Source organism: Nonomuraea sp. NPDC059007, from assembly GCF_042740555.1.
In the GTDB taxonomy this organism is placed as follows: Bacteria; Actinomycetota; Actinomycetes; order Streptosporangiales; family Streptosporangiaceae; genus Nonomuraea.
On sequence record NZ_JBHYJD010000039.1, the window covers coordinates 72684 to 88790 of the forward strand.

Genomic DNA, 16107 nt, shown 5'->3' on the forward strand with positions numbered 1-16107 from the left:
GGCGAGCCCTTGACCGGGATTTCCCGCATTGCGGTCATGTCCTGCCTGGCGCCGGTGGTCCGGGTGGAGGAACTACGCGCCGCCGCCTCGCCGGCCTTCCGGGGTGAGCGTGAGCCGTTCCACCCGTCCGGCTGGGCCTTTCCCACCTTCTGACTGTCACCATAAGCGAACATGCCGCTTGCGTTATATAACTGTCGGCGTATACTCGTGGGCATGTTCGACGTTCTCGCCGAGCCGGTCAGGAGGCAGATCCTCGATCTGCTGCGCGAGCGGCCGCGGCTGGTGGGGGAGCTGGCCGAGCGCACCGGTCTCAGCCAGCCCGGCACCTCCAAGCACCTGCGCGTGCTGCGTGAGGCGGGCCTGGTCGCCGTCCGCAAGGACGCCCAGCGCCGCTGGTATGAGCTGCGCCCGCAGCCGCTGGCCGAGATCGACGCCTGGCTGGCCCCCTACCGAGGACTGTGGACGGCGAGCTTCGACGCGCTCGAAGCCCACCTGGAGACGATGGAGGACCGTGATGCACGACCGCCTGAGCAGTGACGGCGCCCGCACCAGCCTGCACATGGAACGCCGCCTGCCACACCCGCCCGAACGCGTGTGGCGCGCCCTGACCGAGCCCGACGAGGTGCGGCAGTGGTTCCCGGCGGACATGCGCGTCGAGGGCGAGCGGGTCATCTACGACTTCGGCCCCGAAGGGCGCGTGCTGGCCTTCGACCCGCCCCGCCTGTTCGCCCACACCTGGGGCGAGGACGAACTGCGCTGGGAGATCCGCCCCGACGGCGAGGCCAGCGTCCTGACGCTCACCCACACGTTCGGCGACCGGTTCGGCGCGGCCAGCTTCGCCGCCGGGTGGCACACCTGCGTGCGGGCGATGGCCGCCGTCCTGGACGGCCGTCCCGTGGCCGCCGCCCGCGACAGCGCCGCCCTGCACGAGGACTTCGTCGCCCTGCTCGGCCTCGACGGCGTCCGCCCGCACCCGCCGGGCCTGCGCTACGAACGCCAGCTCACCCGCCCCGCCGCCCAGACCTGGCGGCATCTGTCCGGCGACGGTGCCCGCGTGGGGTCGCCGCCTCCGCCCGCGTTCGTGCCCGCCGGGGTGAGGGCGGGCGCGGTCAGCGCGCTGGAGGACGGCAAGCTTCTGGAGTACGGCACGGCCGCCGGCACCATCGGCTGGGAACTGGCCGAGGGAACCGGCCAGGGCCCGCGCCTCATCGTCACCGACACCGGGACGACCGACGCCGCCACGTGGCGCACCCACATCGAACACCTGGCCAACACCCTGTCCGACCTCCCGCCAACCTGACGAACCCGGACCGGCTCGGCCCGGGATGCGCGGCTCGGATGGGCCTTTCAGCCGAGCTCATGAGGTGGGGTAGTCGCCCGGGTGCGTCGGGGGTGCCCGTCCAGGGGGTGACCGGGCGCCGTTGCGGCGCCCGGCCCGTGCGACGTGAGCGGCGATCCCCCCGACCTGCGCGCGCCGGCGTCGGCGGGTGGGGTGAGGGGCGGCTTGCCGTAACGGAGAAAAGGCCCGTAAGACAGCGCGCGCACCTCAGCCCCTCACGAGATCGTTTCGCTCAACGGCGAGCCCGACCACCGCTACCAGTGCCGCCGCCAGCAGGGCCAGCGCGGTCCAGGGCAGCGCCCACGCCCCCGCCGACTCCAGCAGCAGCCCGCCCGCCAGCGACCCGGCCGCGATGCCGGCGTTGTAGACGGTGGTCTGCAGCGCGGTGGCGACGTCGGCGTTGGCGGCGCCGGTGCGTTCGATGAGGGCGCTTTGCAGCAGCGTCGGCACCCCGCCGAACGCCAGCCCCCACACCGCGGCCGCCACCAGCACCACCGGGGGCGACGTGCCCGCGGCCCCGAGCCCGGCCATCGCCGCCCCCACCCCCGCCAGCGCGGCCAGCAGCGCCGCCCGCGGCCGCCCGTCGATGAACACCCCCGTCAGCCACACCCCCGCCACCGTCGCCGCCCCGAACACCAGCAGCACCCCGCCCGCCTCCAACGCCGCCCGCCGGGCCAGCGGCGCGAGGTAGGTGTAGACGGCCTGGTGGGCCAGCAGCACGACCAGCGTCACCGACAGCCAGGCCCGCACCCCCGCCAGTGCCGTCACCGATCGCAACGGCAGCCGCCGCGCCGCGGCCTGGCCCGGCACCGGCGGCACCGCCCGCGCCACCCACAGCGCCAGCAGCGCCGCCGCGACGGCCAGCGCCCCGAACGCGGCCCGCCACCCGGCCGCCTGCGCCAGCGCGCTGCCGGCCGGCAGCCCCGCGCACAGGGCCACCGTGATCCCCGCCGAGACGATCGCGATGGCCCGCCCGCGCCGCTCGGCCGGCACCAGCCGGGCCGCGTACCCGACGAGCATCGCCCACAGCGTGCCGCCCGCCACTCCGGCCAGCAGTCTCAGCGCGAACGTCAGCGGATACGACGACGACAGCGCGGTCGCGGCGTTGAGCAGCGCGAAGCAGCCCAGCACCGCCAGCAGTACCGGCCGGCGCGGCAGCGAGCGCACCGCCGCGGTGATCGGGATCGCCGACAGGAACGAGGTCAGCGCGTAGCCGGTGACCAGGAAGCCCGCCTGGCCGGGCGATACCGACAGCTCCCGGCTGAGCTGGGGCAGCAGGCCGGCGGGCAGGAGTTCGGTGACGACGGCGGTGAAGGCCGCGCACGACAGCGCCGCCAGCGCCCCCGCCGGAAGCCGGGTGGTCGACATGCGGCTATCGTGAAACCTTCACATCAGTGTGAAGGCAAATGTGGGGGCGGGCATGCGGATCGGCGAGCTGTCGCGGCGCACCGGGGTGCCGGCCCGGATGCTGCGCTACTACGAGGAACAAGGCCTGCTGGAACCCGAACGGGCCGGCAACGGCTACCGTCTCTACGGCGCGACGGCGATCTACCGGGTGCAGCAGATCCGCGGCCTGCTCGACTCCGGCCTCACCACGGAGATCATCCGCCGTATCCTGCCGTTCCTGGACACCGGCGACATCCACCTGCACCCCCAGTGCCTCACCCCGGAACTGGCCGGCCTCCTGCAGGCCGAGGCCGACCGCATCACCGCCCGCATCGACTGCCTGGCCCGCAACCGCGACGCCCTCCTGCGCTACCTGTCCTCCGTCCGCGGCTGACCCCCCTTGCCGTGGTACGGCGCGCGGCGGCGGGAAAACCGGTGGAAGGCGTCCGGTCCGTCTCGCTACGGTCGGCCGGATGCGCGTGGTGTGGCTGTGCGGGCCGTCGGGAGTGGGTAAGTCGGCGGCCGGGTTCGAGATGTTCGCCCGGCTGGGCCGTGACGGGGCGCGGGCGGCCTACCTGGACACCGACCAGATCAGCCTGATCCACCCTCCGCCGCCCGACGGCACCCACCACGCGCGGGCACGCGCGCTGGCGGCCCTGTGGCCGCTCTTCGCGGCGGCGGGTGCGCGGTGGCTGGTGGTGTCGGGCTATGTCGACACCGCCGATGACGTGCGCCCCTACGGCCCGGCCCTGCCGCCGGGCGTGGTGCGGGTACGGCTGCGCGCGGGCGAGGAGGAGCTGCGCCGCCGCTTCCTGGGGCGGGGGTGGCTGAGCGAGCTGGTGGAGGACACGGTGGCCGAGGCGCGCAGGCTGGAGACCTCCGGCGTGGGCGGCCTGGTGGTCGACACCGACGGCCTGACCGTCGCCGAGGTGGCCGGGCATGTGCTGCGCCTGGCCACCGAAGGCCGCACAGCGGGCCCGGACAGGCATGTCCCGGGCCCTGAGCCTGCCACGGGTCCTGAGCCTGCTACTGGCACGAGCGGCGGCGGCCCGCAAGAGCGGGCGCAGGTGCTGTGGTTGTGCGGGGCGCGCGGGGCCGGAGTCTCCAGCGCCGGCTACGAGGCCTACCGCCGGGTGCTCGCCACCGGTGTCCGGGCCGCCTACCTCGACCTGCGCCAGATCGGCTTCCTGGGCCCCGCCCCGGGCGGCGACCCCGCCATCGTGGTGAAGACGCTCGCCGCTATGTGGGCGGTTCACCGCGCCGCCGGGGCCACGTGCCTGGTCGTCGCGGGCCCCGCCGACGACCGCGCCACCCTGGCCCGCTACGCCGGGGCGTTGCCGGATGCCGAGGTGACCGTCTGCCGCCTGGACGCCGGGCCCGCCACCCTGGCCGGACGCCTGCGCCTGCGCGCCCTGGGCCAGGGACCGGCGATCCCGGGTGACGATCTGGCCGGCCGTACCCCGCAAGACGTGCGGTTGCTGGCGGGGCGGGCCGCACGCCAGGCGCGGGAGCTGCGGCGGGCGGGTGTGGGGGACGTGCACGTGGACACCGACGGTCTCACCCCGCCGCAGGTGGCAGAGCGGGTGCTGAAGGCCGCGTGGCGGGCGGGCCGGTGAGGAAGGGGGTCAGCAGGCCGGGCAGCGCCTGTTCGGCGAAGCGCACGCTCTCGCCCATGAACACGTCCTTGACGTGGTAGACGCCGCGCCCGCCCGGTGTGGTGGCGCTGAGGCGGCACAGGGTGGAGCGGCGGTGCCAGGCCCATTGGGTGAACGTCCAGCCGATCACCCCGCCGCGGCGCAGCGCGATCGTGCGGCGTTTGAGGGTGCCGTGGCGGGTGACCAGGTAGCGGCCGGTCAGGCCGTGGCCGAGGTTGCGGTAGGCGTCGCGGGCCAGGAGCAGCCCGCTCACGCCGGCGGCGAGCGCGGTGATCCAGGCGAGGGTGAGCAGCGGCGGCCACAGCCAGGCGCCGAGCGCGGCCAGGAGGGCGCCCAGCGCGGCGGCGGCCAGCAGCGCCCAGCGCACCCGCCGCGCCAGCGCGAGTCTCGGGTGCGGCAGGAGGCGGACGGTGCGGGCGGGATTGCCGGGTTCGCGCAGGACGCCGGCGGCCACGCGGTGGGCGTGGGCGATGGGGGCGGGTGGGAGCAGGGCGGCGGCGTTGAAGGCGCGCATCTCCTCTTCGGCGCTGCCGGAGCCGGTGATGACGGCGTAGGTGCAGGCGGCTCCGGCGGTGCGCAGCAGCAGCGGTTCGGCGATCTCGACGCCCTGCAGGCGGTCTTCCTGCAGGGTGGCCGAGCGGGTGACGAACAGGCCGCGGGTGGCGCGCAGGCCGCCGTCGCTCTCGCGGACCAGGCGGAAGTTCCACCACGTCTCGGTGGCCAGGGCGAGGGTGGCGGCGATGCCGATCAGCAGGAGTCCCAGGGCGGTGAGGCAGGCGAGGGCCGGTAGGTCGGGGCGGGCGCCGAGCCAGTCGATGAGGCGGGGGATCAGGACGGTGTCGGGGTCGTAGCCGAGCATGTCCAGGCCCTGGTAGGTGGCGCCGAGCGCGCCGAGGCCGAGCGCCGGGGTGGCGATGGTCAGCGGCGCGAGGCGTAGCCAGCGGCGCTGTCCGAGCGCGATCACCTGTTCGTGGCCGGCGCCGTCGCGGCGGACGAGGGCCGCGCGCAGCGCCTGGGCCTGGCCGCGGGGCAGGGCGTTGAGGGTCAGGGCCGCCTGCTGGTCGGAGGAGGTACGGTGGCCGGTCTCGACCTTGACCACCGCCAGGGAGAACACGCGGTGCAGCGGGTTGGCGCTCAGTTCGACGCTGCGCACGCGGGCGCGCGGGATGGCGCGGTGGCGGCGCAGCAGGACGCCGGTGCGCATCTCGATGTGCTCGTCGGTCAGCCGGTAGCGGGTCTTGGCCCACAGCAGCGCCTCGTAGCCGATCCCGGTCAGCACCAGCGGGGCCGGGGCGCTCAGCCACCAGGGGGCATCGCGCCACCACAGCACCGCCAGCGCGGCCACCATCACGCCGGTGCAGTAGGCGGCCGCCACCCAGATGATCCGCGCGTCCAGCCGCCGCCAGGGCGGATCGGCGTGGGCGTTCATGCGGCGTCGCCGCCGCGGGCGCGCTCGGCCAGATCCTCGGCCAGCAGCCGCGCGTCCTCATGGTCGAGGCCGTCGATCGTCAGCGCCCCGGCCGCCGAGGCGGTGGTCACCACCACGCTCGACAGCCCGAACAGCTGCTGCAGCGGCCCGCGCAGCGTGTCCACCGTCTGGATGCGTTCCATCGGCGCGATCCGCCACTGCTGGCGCACCCATCCGGCCCGCGTGAACACCGCCTCCTGCGTCACCTCCCACCGGTGCACCCGCATCCGCCAGGGCGGCATCACCAGGAGGTAGAACAAGCCGGGGACGGCCACGATGGCGGCCGCCAGCAGCAGCCACCGCCGGGCCGGCGTGATCAGCAGCGCGAGCAGCACCAGCAGCAGGACCGGCGGCAGCACGCTCACCACGGCCTGCGCCAGCCACCAGCCGTGCGCGCGCTCGTCGGGGCTTCGGCTGGGCGGTCGCAGAGTGTCCATGCCGGCCACGGTAGGCAGGGCGGACGGACGGGCGGAATCCGGCTGAACGCACCACCCGGGGTGGAGGTAGATACACCCCGGCGGAAAAATATTGGAGTGCATGGCAAAAAGAGAGTGTGGTTGGATTTCTGTCCGTGAGGGAAGGCCTGCGCGAACGCAAGAAGCGGCGCACCCGCCGCCACCTGTCGCAGGTGGCCATGGCGCTGTTCGTCGAGCGCGGCTTCGACGCGGTCACCGTCGCCGAGGTCGCCGCGGCCGCCGAGGTGGCGGTCAACACCGTCTACAACTACTTCCCGGCCAAGGAGGACCTCGTCCTGCCGCCGGAACAGGCCTCGCCGGGCCGGCTGGCCGCGATCGTGGCCGCCCGCCCGCCCGGGGTGAGCGCCGCCCGCGCCGTGCTCGACCATCTGCGTGATGAGGTACGGCGCCGCGACCGGAACCTGGGCCTGAGCGAGGGGTTCGCCCCGGTCTTCCTCATGATGCGCGCCGCCCCCACCCTCACCGCCCGCCTGGAGGAGCTGGGCCGCCAGATGAACGAACAACTGGCCGCCCGGCTGGCGGACGAACACCCCGGCGACCGGCCCGCCGCGCAAGTCGTCGCCTGGCAGCTCGGGGCGGTGCACGCGCTGGTCTACACCGAGATCGGCGCCCGCGTGGCCGCCGGCCAGCCGCCCGGCCAGATCGCCGACGCCGTGCTCGCCCTCCTGGACGCGGCCGAGTCCGCGCTCGGGCGGCCGCTGCTCGGCTACGCCGTACGAAAGGACGAACCCTCATGTTCCGCGTGACCGTGCGAGGCAGCTTCGGCCCCCTCGACGAGCAGGCCAAGGCGGCGGTCGAGGCCGCGGCCGGGCCCGCCTACACCCCGGCGGGAACCTTCACCCACGACGCCACCATGGCCGCCTTCACCTTCCGCTGCCAGGTGCCCGCCGGACCCGCCGACGGCGAGGCCGAAGCCGGGCAGGCGGCCCTGGCGGCGCTGGCCGCGCACGGCCTGCCGCACCGGGTGCTGAACCTCGCCGTGACCGACCTGCGCCAGGTCAAGATCCGCCGCCGGTGAGCGGGCGGGCCCGGCGCAGCCCCGCGTACTCCAGCACCGCGTAAACGGCCACCACGACCGCGCCCACCAGCACGAACGCCACCCCCAGCGCGGTCAGCTCCAGCAGCGGCGAAACCACCAGGGCGAGCATCGCCACCGCCGAGACCGCGTTGCCGGCCACCGCCATCCCCGCCAGCCGGGCGGGGATGCGCGGATAGCCGGCGATCAGCCCGAGCGCGGCCGCCCCGCCCAGCATCGCCACCCCGAACGGCACCGCCCACGCCACCGGCAACCCCAGCGGCCCGCTGAGCGGCCCCGCCAGCGCCAGCACGACAAGCCCGAACACCGCCGTGCTCCACCCGTCGACCCGCAGCACGGTGCGCAGCAGATCCTGACCTCGCCCATCCATCACGCCGCTCCTCCGCATCCCCGAGAGGCCCCGCACGCCGGGACCCCGCCGCCCCCGAGGCTGCCAGCCGGCACGTCATGACCTCAATAACCTCCCAGGTCATGTCCGGGCGCTGGCTATCCTCCCCAGCATGAACGACACGCACGCCGGAGCCCTGCTACGCCAGTGGCGGCGCCGGCGCAAGGTCAGCCAGCTGGAACTGTCGCTGCTGGCCGAAACCTCCGCCCGCCACCTGTCCTACGTCGAGACCGGCCGCTCACGCCCCAGCCGCGCCATGGTGCTGCGCCTGGCCGAAGCGCTGGAGGTGCCGCTGCGCGAACGCAACACGCTGCTGCTGGCCGCCGGATACGCGCCCGCCTACCGCGAGAGCCGCCTGGACGAGGAGGGCATGGCCGCCATCAGCGCCGCGCTGCAGACGATGCTGAGCGCGCACGAGCCGTACCCGGCGGTGGTCGTCGACCGGCTGTGGAACGTCGTGGCCGGCAACACCGCCATGGCCGTGCTCATGGACGGCCTCGACCCCGCCCTGGCGGCCGGGACGCCGAACGTGTTCCGGCTGACCCTGCACCCGCGCGGCCTGGCCGGGCGCCTGGTCAACTACGGCCAGGTGCGGGCGTTGTTCCTGCGGCGGCTACGCCGTCAGGCCGACACCGGCGACGCCGCGCTGCGGGAGCTGTATGAGGAGGTCAGCCGCTACCCGCCCCCCGAAGGCCACCACGACGACGACGCCGAGGAGTTGCCGGCCGGGCCCATCCAGGTGCCGCTGCGGGTACGCACGCCGCTGGGGGAGTTGTCGATGTTCAGCACCATGGCCACCTTCGGCTCACCGGCGGACGTGACGCTGTCGGAGCTGGCGATCGAACTGTTCTACCCCCTCGACGACGCCACCGCCGCCGCCCTGCGCCACCTGGCCGCCCCACCCTGAGACACGGCCTTCCGGTCAGGACCACCGGCTCCCGGCCGACGGCCATGAGGCTTCGCCGACGGCCTGCCACCCCGTCCGGGCGCCCGGACGGCCGCCAAGCGATCGACACCCCTGCGCGCCGGGGGAGCAGCGCGATGACCTGGGGCCGCGGGCCGAAACCGGCCCACCTCACCCCTTTTAGCCCGCGGACTTGGGGGAGCGCAGCAGCGGATGGGCCCGCATGGCCACCTCCAGCTCACCCGGCAGCTCATCGCGGTAACGACCCAGCGTCGACAGATCACTGTGACCCAGCACCCGCCGCACCGCGTCCATGTCGACCGCGTCAGCCAGCAGATGCGTGGCCGTCGTGTGCCGCAGCCCATGCGGCGTCACCGACCGGCGCCGCTCCGGATCCACCCGCGCCTGCACCCGGTCGATCACCGCCTGCACGTCACCGCGCGCCAGCCGCCGCCCCCGCCACGACAACAGCAACGCCTTCTCCTCCGGCGGCCCCGCCCCCCGCTCACCCAGCAGATACGCCTCCAGCGCCGCCGCCACACCCTCCGGCAACGGCACATCCCGCGTACGCCCGCCCTTGCCGAAGATCCGCCAGTAGCGCACCCCGTCATTGGTGTAGAAATCCTCCACATTGGCGCGCACCAGCTCCGACACCCGCGGCCCCACCGCCGCCAGCAACAACACGATCAGCCCATCGCGCAGCGGCATCCGCTCATCGCGGCGCCCCTCACCCTCCTGCCCGCCCAGCTCCCGCGCCGCCCCGATCAGCCCCTGCGCCTGCTCCCGCGTCAGCGCCCGCCGCTCGGCCCGCAGCCCGCCCCGCTCCCGCGCGCTGACCGTCACCGCCGCCATCGGATTGATCTGCACCCACCCGGCCAGCGTCGCATGCTTGAACAACGCCGAGATCGACCGGCGAAAGCGCGCCTGCGACGAGGCGCTCTGCAACGACGTGCCCGGCGCCGCCCGCACCGCCTGCCCGCCCTGCGGTGAGCGCCGCCCGTCCGGCTTGCGCGCGAACGCCAGCAGTACCGCGTCGACGTCCTCGCCGCTCAGATCGTCGAGCACCGCGCCGTCCCCCGCCAGCGCCACCAGCGTCGCCACGTCGCGCGCGTAGACCTCCGCCGTGGCCGGCGACAGCGCCCCCGTCACCGTCTTGGCCCGCACCAGCTCCACATAGCGGTCCACCGCCTCCGCCACCGTCAACCGGTTGAGCTCCGCCGGCCGCACCCGCCCACCTCCACCTCTGGACCACGCCACCATGGAAAGATCCACAGCCGACGGTAGCGACCGGCACCGACAAAATCGATCAGCTCTCAACCCACGGGGGAACACCACCTTGCCGCACATCGCCATGGTCAGCATCCCGGCACCCGGCCACGTCAACCCGAGCCTGGAGGTCATCCGCGAACTCGCCGCCCGCGGCCACCACGTCACCTACGCCAACGCCCCCTCCTACCGCGACATCGTCCAAGCCGCCGGCGCCACCCACGTCCCCTACACCTCGCTGCTGCCCCAAGGCACGGCCTGGCCCGATGACACCATCGCCCAGCTCGACCTGTTCCTGCGCGACAACATCTCCATGACCTCGCAGCTACGCGCCGCCTACACCGGCCGCCGCCCCGACCTGTTCCTCTACGACATCGGCGCCGCCCCCGCCCGCGTCCTGGCCGAACAGTGGAACATCCCCGCCATCCAGCTCTCACCCACCTACGTCGCCTGGGACGGCTACGAAACCGACATGGCCCCCATGATCGAACAGCTGTACGCCACCCCCGAAGGCGCCGACTACCACCGCCGCGCCGAACAATGGCTGCGCGAAGAGGGCATCACCACCCCGCACGCCGACTTCGTCGGCCGCCCGCCCCGCTGCCTCGTCCTCATCCCGCGCGCCCTGCAACCCCACGCCGAGCGCGTCGACCCCGGCGTCTACACCTTCATCGGCCCCTGCCTGGGCGAACGCGGCACCTGGAACCCGCCCCCCGGCGCCGGCAAGATCCTGCTCATCTCCCTCGGCTCCGCCTTCACCGACCAGCCCGCCTTCTACCGCACCTGCCTGCGCGCCTTCGGCGACCTGCCCGGCTGGCACGTCATCATGCAGATCGGCCGCCGCCTGCAGGCCGCCGACCTCGGCCCCGTCCCCGCCAACGTCGAGATCCACCCCTGGGTCGAACAACTGGCCATCTTGCGCCACGCCGCCGCCTTCCTCACCCACGCCGGCATGGGCGGCGCCGCCGAAGGCCTGGCCTGCGGCGTCCCCATGATCGCCGTCCCGCAGGGCGTCGACCAGTTCGCCAACGCCGACCACCTCGTCGCGCTCGGCGTGGCCCGCCGCATCGACACCGGCGCCGCCACCCCCGACCTCCTGCGCGGCGCGCTGCACGAGCTCACCACCGACCCGCAGGTCGCCGCCCGCCTGACCGCCGTCCGCCACGAACTCACCGTCGAGGGCGGCGCCCGCCACGCCGCCGACCTCATCGAAGCCGCCCTCTGACACCGCGCCGGGGCCGCTGACGCCGCGGCGGGGCCGTACCCCCATCCAGAGGTACGGCCCCGCCCACACCACCAGACCCGCCCCCCGAGGCCAGGCCCACAACCCGAGGCCAGGCCCGCGAACCGAGGCGAGCCACAGCGCGACCACCACCGAGGAAAGGCCTACTCCAGGACCACCTTCCGGTAGACCTCCAGCTCCCGCACCTCCACCGTCAGCTGCACCCGCACCCCCGCCACCGGCCGCACACACCGGCTCAGCACCTCCACCGCCACCTGGCCCAGCCGCCGCCGCACCTCCTCCGCCCGCCCCGGCAAGATCGCCACCTGGGCGTGCACCATCGCCTCCCGCGCGTCCCCGTCGGCGATGACCCCGTCGTCGATCCGGTAGAAACGCGACTTGAACGCCTCCACCCGCCCCCCGACGACCGCCGCGCCCTCCTCATGCAACGCCAGCGCGAAAGCGCGCCGGTCAAACGCCTCCCGCAACACGGCCGAATACTCCACGGTGACCTGCGGCACCCCGCTCACTCCCTTTCGCCCGGATACGCCCGCAGGCTAACCCAGGCGCCAGCCGCCTCAGGACCCAGACGGGGGAGCCGCGTTCTCCAGATCGTCGAGGCTGCCGGACATGACCGCGCGCAGATGCCCGGTCAGATGCGGCAACGGCCAATCCCACCAGGCCAGCGCAACAAGCCGGTCACGGCTGCGACGGGCTCACCATGGACGCCGTCGCCGCCCGCGCCGGCGTGCACCGCGCGACCGCCTACCGGCGCCGGGGCGAGATCGGCGAACTGCGGGCACCGGCGCCCGGCCGCTGCTCATCGCCGCCACCGCCCCGCTGTACCACCACCTGGTGCTCCTGCGGACCCCGCCCGACCCCGCACCTGCCCGGCCGCCAGGACCGCCGCCCCCGCGGGCTGACGGCGCGCCCGGCCGTACCCTCAGATATCGCGGAACGTCTCGATCTGCGCGCCCACCGCGTTCAGCCGCTCCGCCAGCTCCTCATACCCCCGGTTGATCACATACACGTTCCGCAGCACCGACGTGCCCTCGGCCGCCAGCATCGCCAGCAGCACCACCACCGCGGGACGCAGCGCCGGCGGGCACATCATCTCCGACCCCCGCCACCGCGTCGGCCCCTCCACCAGCACCCGATGCGGATCCAGCAACTTCACCGACGCCCCCAGCCGCGTCAGCTCCGTCAGATAGATCGCCCGATTGTCATACACCCAGTCATGAATGAGCGTCGACCCCTGCGCCACCGCCGCAATAGCCGCAAAAAACGGCACATTGTCGATGTTCAGCCCCGGAAACGGCATCGGATGAATCTTGTCGATGGGGGAGACCAGCTTCGACGGCCGCACCGTCAAATCCACCAGCCGCGTACGCCCGTTCGCCGCCGCATACTCCCCGCCCCGATCATGATCGAGACCCATCTCCTCCAGCACCGCCAGCTCGATCTCCAAAAACTCCACCGGAACCCGCCGAATCGTCAGCTCCGACGACGTCACCACCGCCGCCGCCAGCAAACTCATCGCCTCCACCGGATCCTCACTGGGGGAGTAGTCCACATCCCGATCGATGACCGGCACCCCATGCACCGTCAACGTCGTCGTCCCCACACCCTCGACCTTCACCCCCAGCTCCTCCAAGAAGAAGCACAGGTCCTGCACCATGTAATTCGACGACGCGTTACGGATCACCGTCACCCCGTCATGCCGCGCCGCCGCCATCAGCGCGTTCTCCGTCACCGTGTCCCCACGCTCGGTCAGCACGATCGCCCGCTTCGGCGACACCCCACCATCCACCTGCGCGTGATAAACCCCGCCCGTCGCCGTGATGTCCAACCCGAAATGCCGCAACGCCGACATGTGCGGCTGCACCGTCCGCGTCCCCAGATCACACCCACCCGCATACGGAATCTGGAACCGCTCCGTCCGATGCATCAACGGCCCCAAAAACATGATCACACTCCGGGTACGGCGCGCCGCCTCCGTATCCATCGCCTCCAGCTCCAACCGGCCAGGCGGCACGATCTCCAGATCACTACCCTCATTGATCCACCGCGCCCGCACCCCGATCGACGCCAGCACCTCCAAAATCCGGTAGACCTCCTCGATCCGCGCCACCTTCCGCAAAATCGTCCGCCCCGCGTTCAGCAACGACGCACACAACAACGCCACACACGCGTTCTTCGACGTCTTCACATCGATGCTGCCCGACAACCGCCGCCCACCGACCACCCGCAAATGCATCGGCCCCGCATACCCCAGCGACACGATCTCACTGTCCAGCGCCTCACCAATCCGAGCGATCATCTCAAGACTGATGTTCTGATTACCCCGCTCAATCCGGTTCACCGCACTCTGACTCGTCGCCAACGCATCCGCCAACTGCAGCTGCGTCCAACCACGATGCTGACGCGCATCCCGAATCAACCGCCCGATCCGCGCAAGATAGTCATCCGCCATAGCGCCACAACCTATCTCACATATGAGATGCCGCCGCCCCCCACCCATCCCGATGCACCGCCAAATACCCCGGCGTCACCTCCGCCCGCACCTTCCGCACAAACGCCGACCGCGCCGCCCGAAACCCCCGCCGGTCATCGAACATGTCCCGGCTCATCTCCGCCAGTTCCTCCACCCGATACGCATCCAACGGCTTACGCCGCTCATCCTCGGCCCGAGCCGCCACCTTCGCCGCCACCAACGCCTCCCACTCCACCCCCGACGCCAGCCGCTCCGCGAACTCCAGCACCGACCGCTCGAACTCCAGCCGCCCCCCGCCCAGCACATGATCAGCCAGCCCCAGCTCCACCGCCTCAGCCGCCCCCACCGGCAACGCCCCCTCCGTCAACCGCTCCGCCGCGACCGCACCCACCCGCCGCGCCAGCACATACGTCCAAAACTCACTGCCGAACAACCCCATCGTCCGATAATGCGGATTCAGCACCACCCCCTCCCGCACCAGCACCCGATCCGCACCCAGCGCCATCATCACCCCACCCGCGCCCGCACTACCCCCCACCGACGCCACCACCACCTGACCACGACACTCGATGATCTCCCGGCACACCGCGTTGATCGCATTGATGTTCATCCACGCCTCCAGCTCCGGATGCGCCGCCGCCTCGATCACATTCAGATGAATGCCATTCGAAAACGTCTCCCCACCCCGCACCACCAGCACCCGCGTGTCCTGCTCACCCGCATACCGCAACGCCGCCGCCAGCCTCCGGCACTGATCAGTCGACATCGCCCCGTTGTAGAAGTCGAAACTCACCACCCCCACACCCGCACTGCGCTCATACGTGATCTCCGTATAACCCGCACGCTCCTCCAGATGACCCACCCGATCACCCAAAACCATCACCGCCGGCAACTTCACCCCATCCCCGCGATCCAGCCGCAGATGACCCACCCACACCGTCCCATCACCCGTATGCACCAGCACCGCCCCCTCACGCCGCGCCGCCACCGCACCCGGCCGCCCCACCAGCGCCGGACCCCGATACACGTCGAACACCCGCACCGCCAGCCCGCACAACTCCGCCCGGCCACCCGGCGCCCCATCGGCCGCCCGCACCCGCCGCACGATCGCCTCCGTAGGATCCGACCACGACACCACCCGATCCGCATGCCGCATCGCCGGACGCAACCGCCCCACCACCTCAGGCCGCCCATAATCCAGCGGCACCGGCACGAACCCCGCGTCACCCGCCTTCTGCGCCACCTCCAGCACCAGCTCCACCGCCGCATCCGCCACCGGCCCGTTATACAAAGCCGACTTACGCGGCGCCTCCACCGGCAGCGGGAACATCCGATACCCCCAGATCGGCCCCGCGTCCATCTCCTCCACCGCCTGCAACGCCGTCACCCCCCACTCCGGCTCCGCGTCCGCGATCGCCCAATCCAGCGACGACGGCCCCCGGTCCCCGGGCGGACCCGGATGAATGATCACCACCCGGTGCCGCTGCCACAACAGCCCCGGCACCTTCTCCTTCAAAAACGGACAAATAATCAAATCCGGCTTCGCCAGCTCCGCCGCCTCGAGCATCACCTGCTCCGACAGCGCCAACTCCACGCTCACGTCATGACCGGCACGCCGCAACTCCAGCCACGCACGCTGGGTCAGGCCATTGAAAGACGAGCAAAGCAGCAGGATGCGCAACGGAAACAGCCTCCGGACGATCGCGATGAAGGACGACACCCCGCCAGCAACGGGGGAGAGGACGGGCGGGGGACACCCCTCAGATGGCCGCACCCGGGCGGCAGACCTCAGTGGTTTCGGCAGCCCCAAATGACCCGTACATGCCACAAGATGTTGACACGAACCGGCACTCCCCGCTGACAATTCACGCAAAATCACCAACTATCTGGTACGGCGCAGCCAGGGGAGTGGCCCCACCCTGCGGAAAAGCACATCAAAAGCCCCCTCCGACACGATGGGCCCCAGATCTGACCCCCACACGGAAGGTCGATGTCATGCGTCTACGCGTTCCGCTCCTGCTCGCGGCCGTCGCCGCCACAGGCCTGCTCACCGCCCAGCCGGCCACCGCCAATGCCACCGCGGCGGCGACGGTGCCGTACGCGGCCGATTCCGGCGACTCGTGCAAGCGCGGTTCCACCGAGGGAAGCCTGGAATGGGTCACCGGCCCCGTCATCAGGCCCACGGTCAAGGTGGCGGGAACCCTGTCCGACGAGCGCGAGTTCTCCATCTGCGCGCCCGACGGCATGTACAGCCGGGCCAGCTTCAGCGCCTACCACGGATCGGACAAGGTGGCCAGCGGGCAGGTCAAGGCCGACAACGCCACCGTCCCGGTCGCGCTGACGCTGTCCGATGCCTCGGGCGTGCGCTCGATCGACCGCGTCGTGGTGCAGGTGTGCCGCTACAGCAACAGCCCGGTCGGCATCAGCTATTGCGGGCCCGCGCAGGAGTACAAGGCCCCGTGACGGCCGCTTT

The 16107-nt window shown here is 72.4% G+C and carries 17 protein-coding genes; 9 read left to right on the forward strand and 8 right to left on the reverse strand.

Going from position 1 to position 16107, the window contains the following annotated elements; all coding sequences use genetic code 11:
- Positions 1-213: 213 nt before the first annotated feature.
- Together ACFWY5_RS42970 and ACFWY5_RS42975 are read left to right on the forward strand one after the other, a co-directional pair.
- Positions 214-537: an ArsR/SmtB family transcription factor gene (locus ACFWY5_RS42970; RefSeq protein WP_379624212.1), complete on the forward strand. Its 324-nt coding sequence runs from the start codon at positions 214-216 to the stop codon at positions 535-537.
- Positions 515-1300 carry an SRPBCC family protein gene (locus ACFWY5_RS42975; protein WP_379624214.1) on the forward strand — a complete coding sequence of 262 codons (786 nt, stop codon included), beginning with the start codon at positions 515-517 and terminating at the stop codon, positions 1298-1300. The genes ACFWY5_RS42970 and ACFWY5_RS42975 overlap by 23 nt, the downstream gene beginning before the upstream one ends.
- Before the next feature lie 246 nt (positions 1301-1546).
- Here ACFWY5_RS42975 and ACFWY5_RS42980 read toward each other — a convergent pair whose 3' ends face one another.
- Complete coding sequence (locus ACFWY5_RS42980; protein WP_379638285.1) at positions 1547-2707, reverse strand: MFS transporter; 1161 nt, start codon at positions 2705-2707, stop codon at positions 1547-1549.
- Positions 2708-2735: 28 nt separating this feature from the next.
- On the opposite strand from ACFWY5_RS42980, the gene ACFWY5_RS42985 reads away from it, so the two are divergent.
- Both ACFWY5_RS42985 and ACFWY5_RS42990 read left to right on the forward strand, forming a co-directional pair.
- The gene (locus ACFWY5_RS42985; RefSeq protein WP_379638286.1) at positions 2736-3119 is read left to right on the forward strand and encodes a MerR family transcriptional regulator; all 384 of its coding nucleotides are present in this window, start codon (positions 2736-2738) and stop codon (positions 3117-3119) included.
- A 79-nt stretch (positions 3120-3198) separates the two neighbouring features.
- Positions 3199-4341 carry a hypothetical protein gene (locus ACFWY5_RS42990; protein WP_379638287.1) on the forward strand — a complete coding sequence of 381 codons (1143 nt, stop codon included), beginning with the start codon at positions 3199-3201 and terminating at the stop codon, positions 4339-4341.
- Here the strand turns inward: ACFWY5_RS42990 and ACFWY5_RS42995 are convergent.
- Positions 4283-5809, reverse strand: coding sequence for a PH domain-containing protein (locus ACFWY5_RS42995; RefSeq protein WP_379638288.1), 1527 nt, complete (start codon positions 5807-5809; stop codon positions 4283-4285). The genes ACFWY5_RS42990 and ACFWY5_RS42995 overlap by 59 nt on opposite strands.
- The gene (locus ACFWY5_RS43000; RefSeq protein ID WP_379626382.1) at positions 5806-6285 is read right to left on the reverse strand and encodes a PH domain-containing protein; all 480 of its coding nucleotides are present in this window, start codon (positions 6283-6285) and stop codon (positions 5806-5808) included. Before ACFWY5_RS43000 ends, ACFWY5_RS42995 begins: the two co-directional genes overlap by 4 nt.
- 134 nt (positions 6286-6419) lie before the next feature.
- Between ACFWY5_RS43000 and ACFWY5_RS43005 the strand changes: the two genes are divergently transcribed.
- Both ACFWY5_RS43005 and ACFWY5_RS43010 read left to right on the forward strand, forming a co-directional pair.
- Positions 6420-7070 carry a TetR family transcriptional regulator gene (locus tag ACFWY5_RS43005; RefSeq protein ID WP_379638289.1) on the forward strand — a complete coding sequence of 217 codons (651 nt, stop codon included), beginning with the start codon at positions 6420-6422 and terminating at the stop codon, positions 7068-7070.
- Positions 7058-7342, forward strand: coding sequence for a DUF6204 family protein (locus ACFWY5_RS43010; RefSeq protein ID WP_379638290.1), 285 nt, complete (start codon positions 7058-7060; stop codon positions 7340-7342). The genes ACFWY5_RS43005 and ACFWY5_RS43010 overlap by 13 nt, the downstream gene beginning before the upstream one ends.
- Here ACFWY5_RS43010 and ACFWY5_RS43015 read toward each other — a convergent pair.
- The gene (locus ACFWY5_RS43015; protein WP_379626388.1) at positions 7323-7730 is read right to left on the reverse strand and encodes a hypothetical protein; all 408 of its coding nucleotides are present in this window, start codon (positions 7728-7730) and stop codon (positions 7323-7325) included. The genes ACFWY5_RS43010 and ACFWY5_RS43015 overlap by 20 nt on opposite strands.
- Before the next feature lie 130 nt (positions 7731-7860).
- Between ACFWY5_RS43015 and ACFWY5_RS43020 the strand changes: the two genes are divergently transcribed.
- The gene (locus ACFWY5_RS43020; RefSeq protein WP_379638291.1) at positions 7861-8655 is read left to right on the forward strand and encodes a helix-turn-helix domain-containing protein; all 795 of its coding nucleotides are present in this window, start codon (positions 7861-7863) and stop codon (positions 8653-8655) included.
- A gap of 177 nt (positions 8656-8832) precedes the next feature.
- Here ACFWY5_RS43020 and ACFWY5_RS43025 read toward each other — a convergent pair whose 3' ends face one another.
- Positions 8833-9879 carry a tyrosine-type recombinase/integrase gene (locus ACFWY5_RS43025; RefSeq protein WP_379638292.1) on the reverse strand — a complete coding sequence of 349 codons (1047 nt, stop codon included), beginning with the start codon at positions 9877-9879 and terminating at the stop codon, positions 8833-8835.
- Positions 9880-9910: 31 nt separating this feature from the next.
- Here ACFWY5_RS43025 and ACFWY5_RS43030 point away from each other — a divergent pair, with 31 nt between their 5' ends.
- Complete coding sequence (locus tag ACFWY5_RS43030; RefSeq protein ID WP_379638293.1) at positions 9911-11143, forward strand: macrolide family glycosyltransferase; 1233 nt, start codon at positions 9911-9913, stop codon at positions 11141-11143.
- A gap of 161 nt (positions 11144-11304) precedes the next feature.
- On the opposite strand, the gene ACFWY5_RS43035 is transcribed toward ACFWY5_RS43030, so the two are convergent.
- The 3 genes from ACFWY5_RS43035 to ACFWY5_RS43045 form a co-directional block, all read right to left on the reverse strand.
- Positions 11305-11661 (reverse strand): 5-carboxymethyl-2-hydroxymuconate Delta-isomerase, encoded by a 357-nt coding sequence (locus tag ACFWY5_RS43035; RefSeq protein ID WP_379626396.1) that lies wholly within the window; start codon positions 11659-11661, stop codon positions 11305-11307.
- 422 nt (positions 11662-12083) lie between these two features.
- A complete protein-coding gene (locus ACFWY5_RS43040) occupies positions 12084-13613 on the reverse strand; it encodes a helix-turn-helix domain-containing protein (protein WP_379626400.1) in 1530 nt (509 codons plus the stop codon).
- Positions 13614-13629: 16 nt separating this feature from the next.
- The gene (locus ACFWY5_RS43045; protein WP_379638294.1) at positions 13630-15354 is read right to left on the reverse strand and encodes an enoyl-CoA hydratase-related protein; all 1725 of its coding nucleotides are present in this window, start codon (positions 15352-15354) and stop codon (positions 13630-13632) included.
- 275 nt (positions 15355-15629) lie between these two features.
- On the opposite strand from ACFWY5_RS43045, the gene ACFWY5_RS43050 reads away from it, so the two are divergent.
- The gene (locus tag ACFWY5_RS43050; RefSeq protein WP_379638295.1) at positions 15630-16097 is read left to right on the forward strand and encodes a hypothetical protein; all 468 of its coding nucleotides are present in this window, start codon (positions 15630-15632) and stop codon (positions 16095-16097) included.
- Positions 16098-16107 lie beyond the last annotated feature (10 nt).

Coding starts and splice junctions, on each gene's coding strand:
- ACFWY5_RS42970 (WP_379624212.1), top strand. CDS start 214: ATGTTCGACGTTCTCGCCGAGCCGGTCAGGAGGCAGATCCTCGATCTG.
- ACFWY5_RS42975 (WP_379624214.1), top strand. CDS start 515: ATGCACGACCGCCTGAGCAGTGACGGCGCCCGCACCAGCCTGCACATG.
- ACFWY5_RS42980 (WP_379638285.1), bottom strand. CDS start 2,707: ATGTCGACCACCCGGCTTCCGGCGGGGGCGCTGGCGGCGCTGTCGTGC.
- ACFWY5_RS42990 (WP_379638287.1), top strand. CDS start 3,199: ATGCGCGTGGTGTGGCTGTGCGGGCCGTCGGGAGTGGGTAAGTCGGCG.
- ACFWY5_RS42995 (WP_379638288.1), bottom strand. CDS start 5,809: ATGAACGCCCACGCCGATCCGCCCTGGCGGCGGCTGGACGCGCGGATC.
- ACFWY5_RS43000 (WP_379626382.1), bottom strand. CDS start 6,285: ATGGACACTCTGCGACCGCCCAGCCGAAGCCCCGACGAGCGCGCGCAC.
- ACFWY5_RS43010 (WP_379638290.1), top strand. CDS start 7,058: ATGTTCCGCGTGACCGTGCGAGGCAGCTTCGGCCCCCTCGACGAGCAG.
- ACFWY5_RS43015 (WP_379626388.1), bottom strand. CDS start 7,730: ATGGATGGGCGAGGTCAGGATCTGCTGCGCACCGTGCTGCGGGTCGAC.
- ACFWY5_RS43020 (WP_379638291.1), top strand. CDS start 7,861: ATGAACGACACGCACGCCGGAGCCCTGCTACGCCAGTGGCGGCGCCGG.
- ACFWY5_RS43030 (WP_379638293.1), top strand. CDS start 9,911: ATGGAAAGATCCACAGCCGACGGTAGCGACCGGCACCGACAAAATCGA.
- ACFWY5_RS43040 (WP_379626400.1), bottom strand. CDS start 13,613: ATGGCGGATGACTATCTTGCGCGGATCGGGCGGTTGATTCGGGATGCG.
- ACFWY5_RS43050 (WP_379638295.1), top strand. CDS start 15,630: ATGCGTCTACGCGTTCCGCTCCTGCTCGCGGCCGTCGCCGCCACAGGC.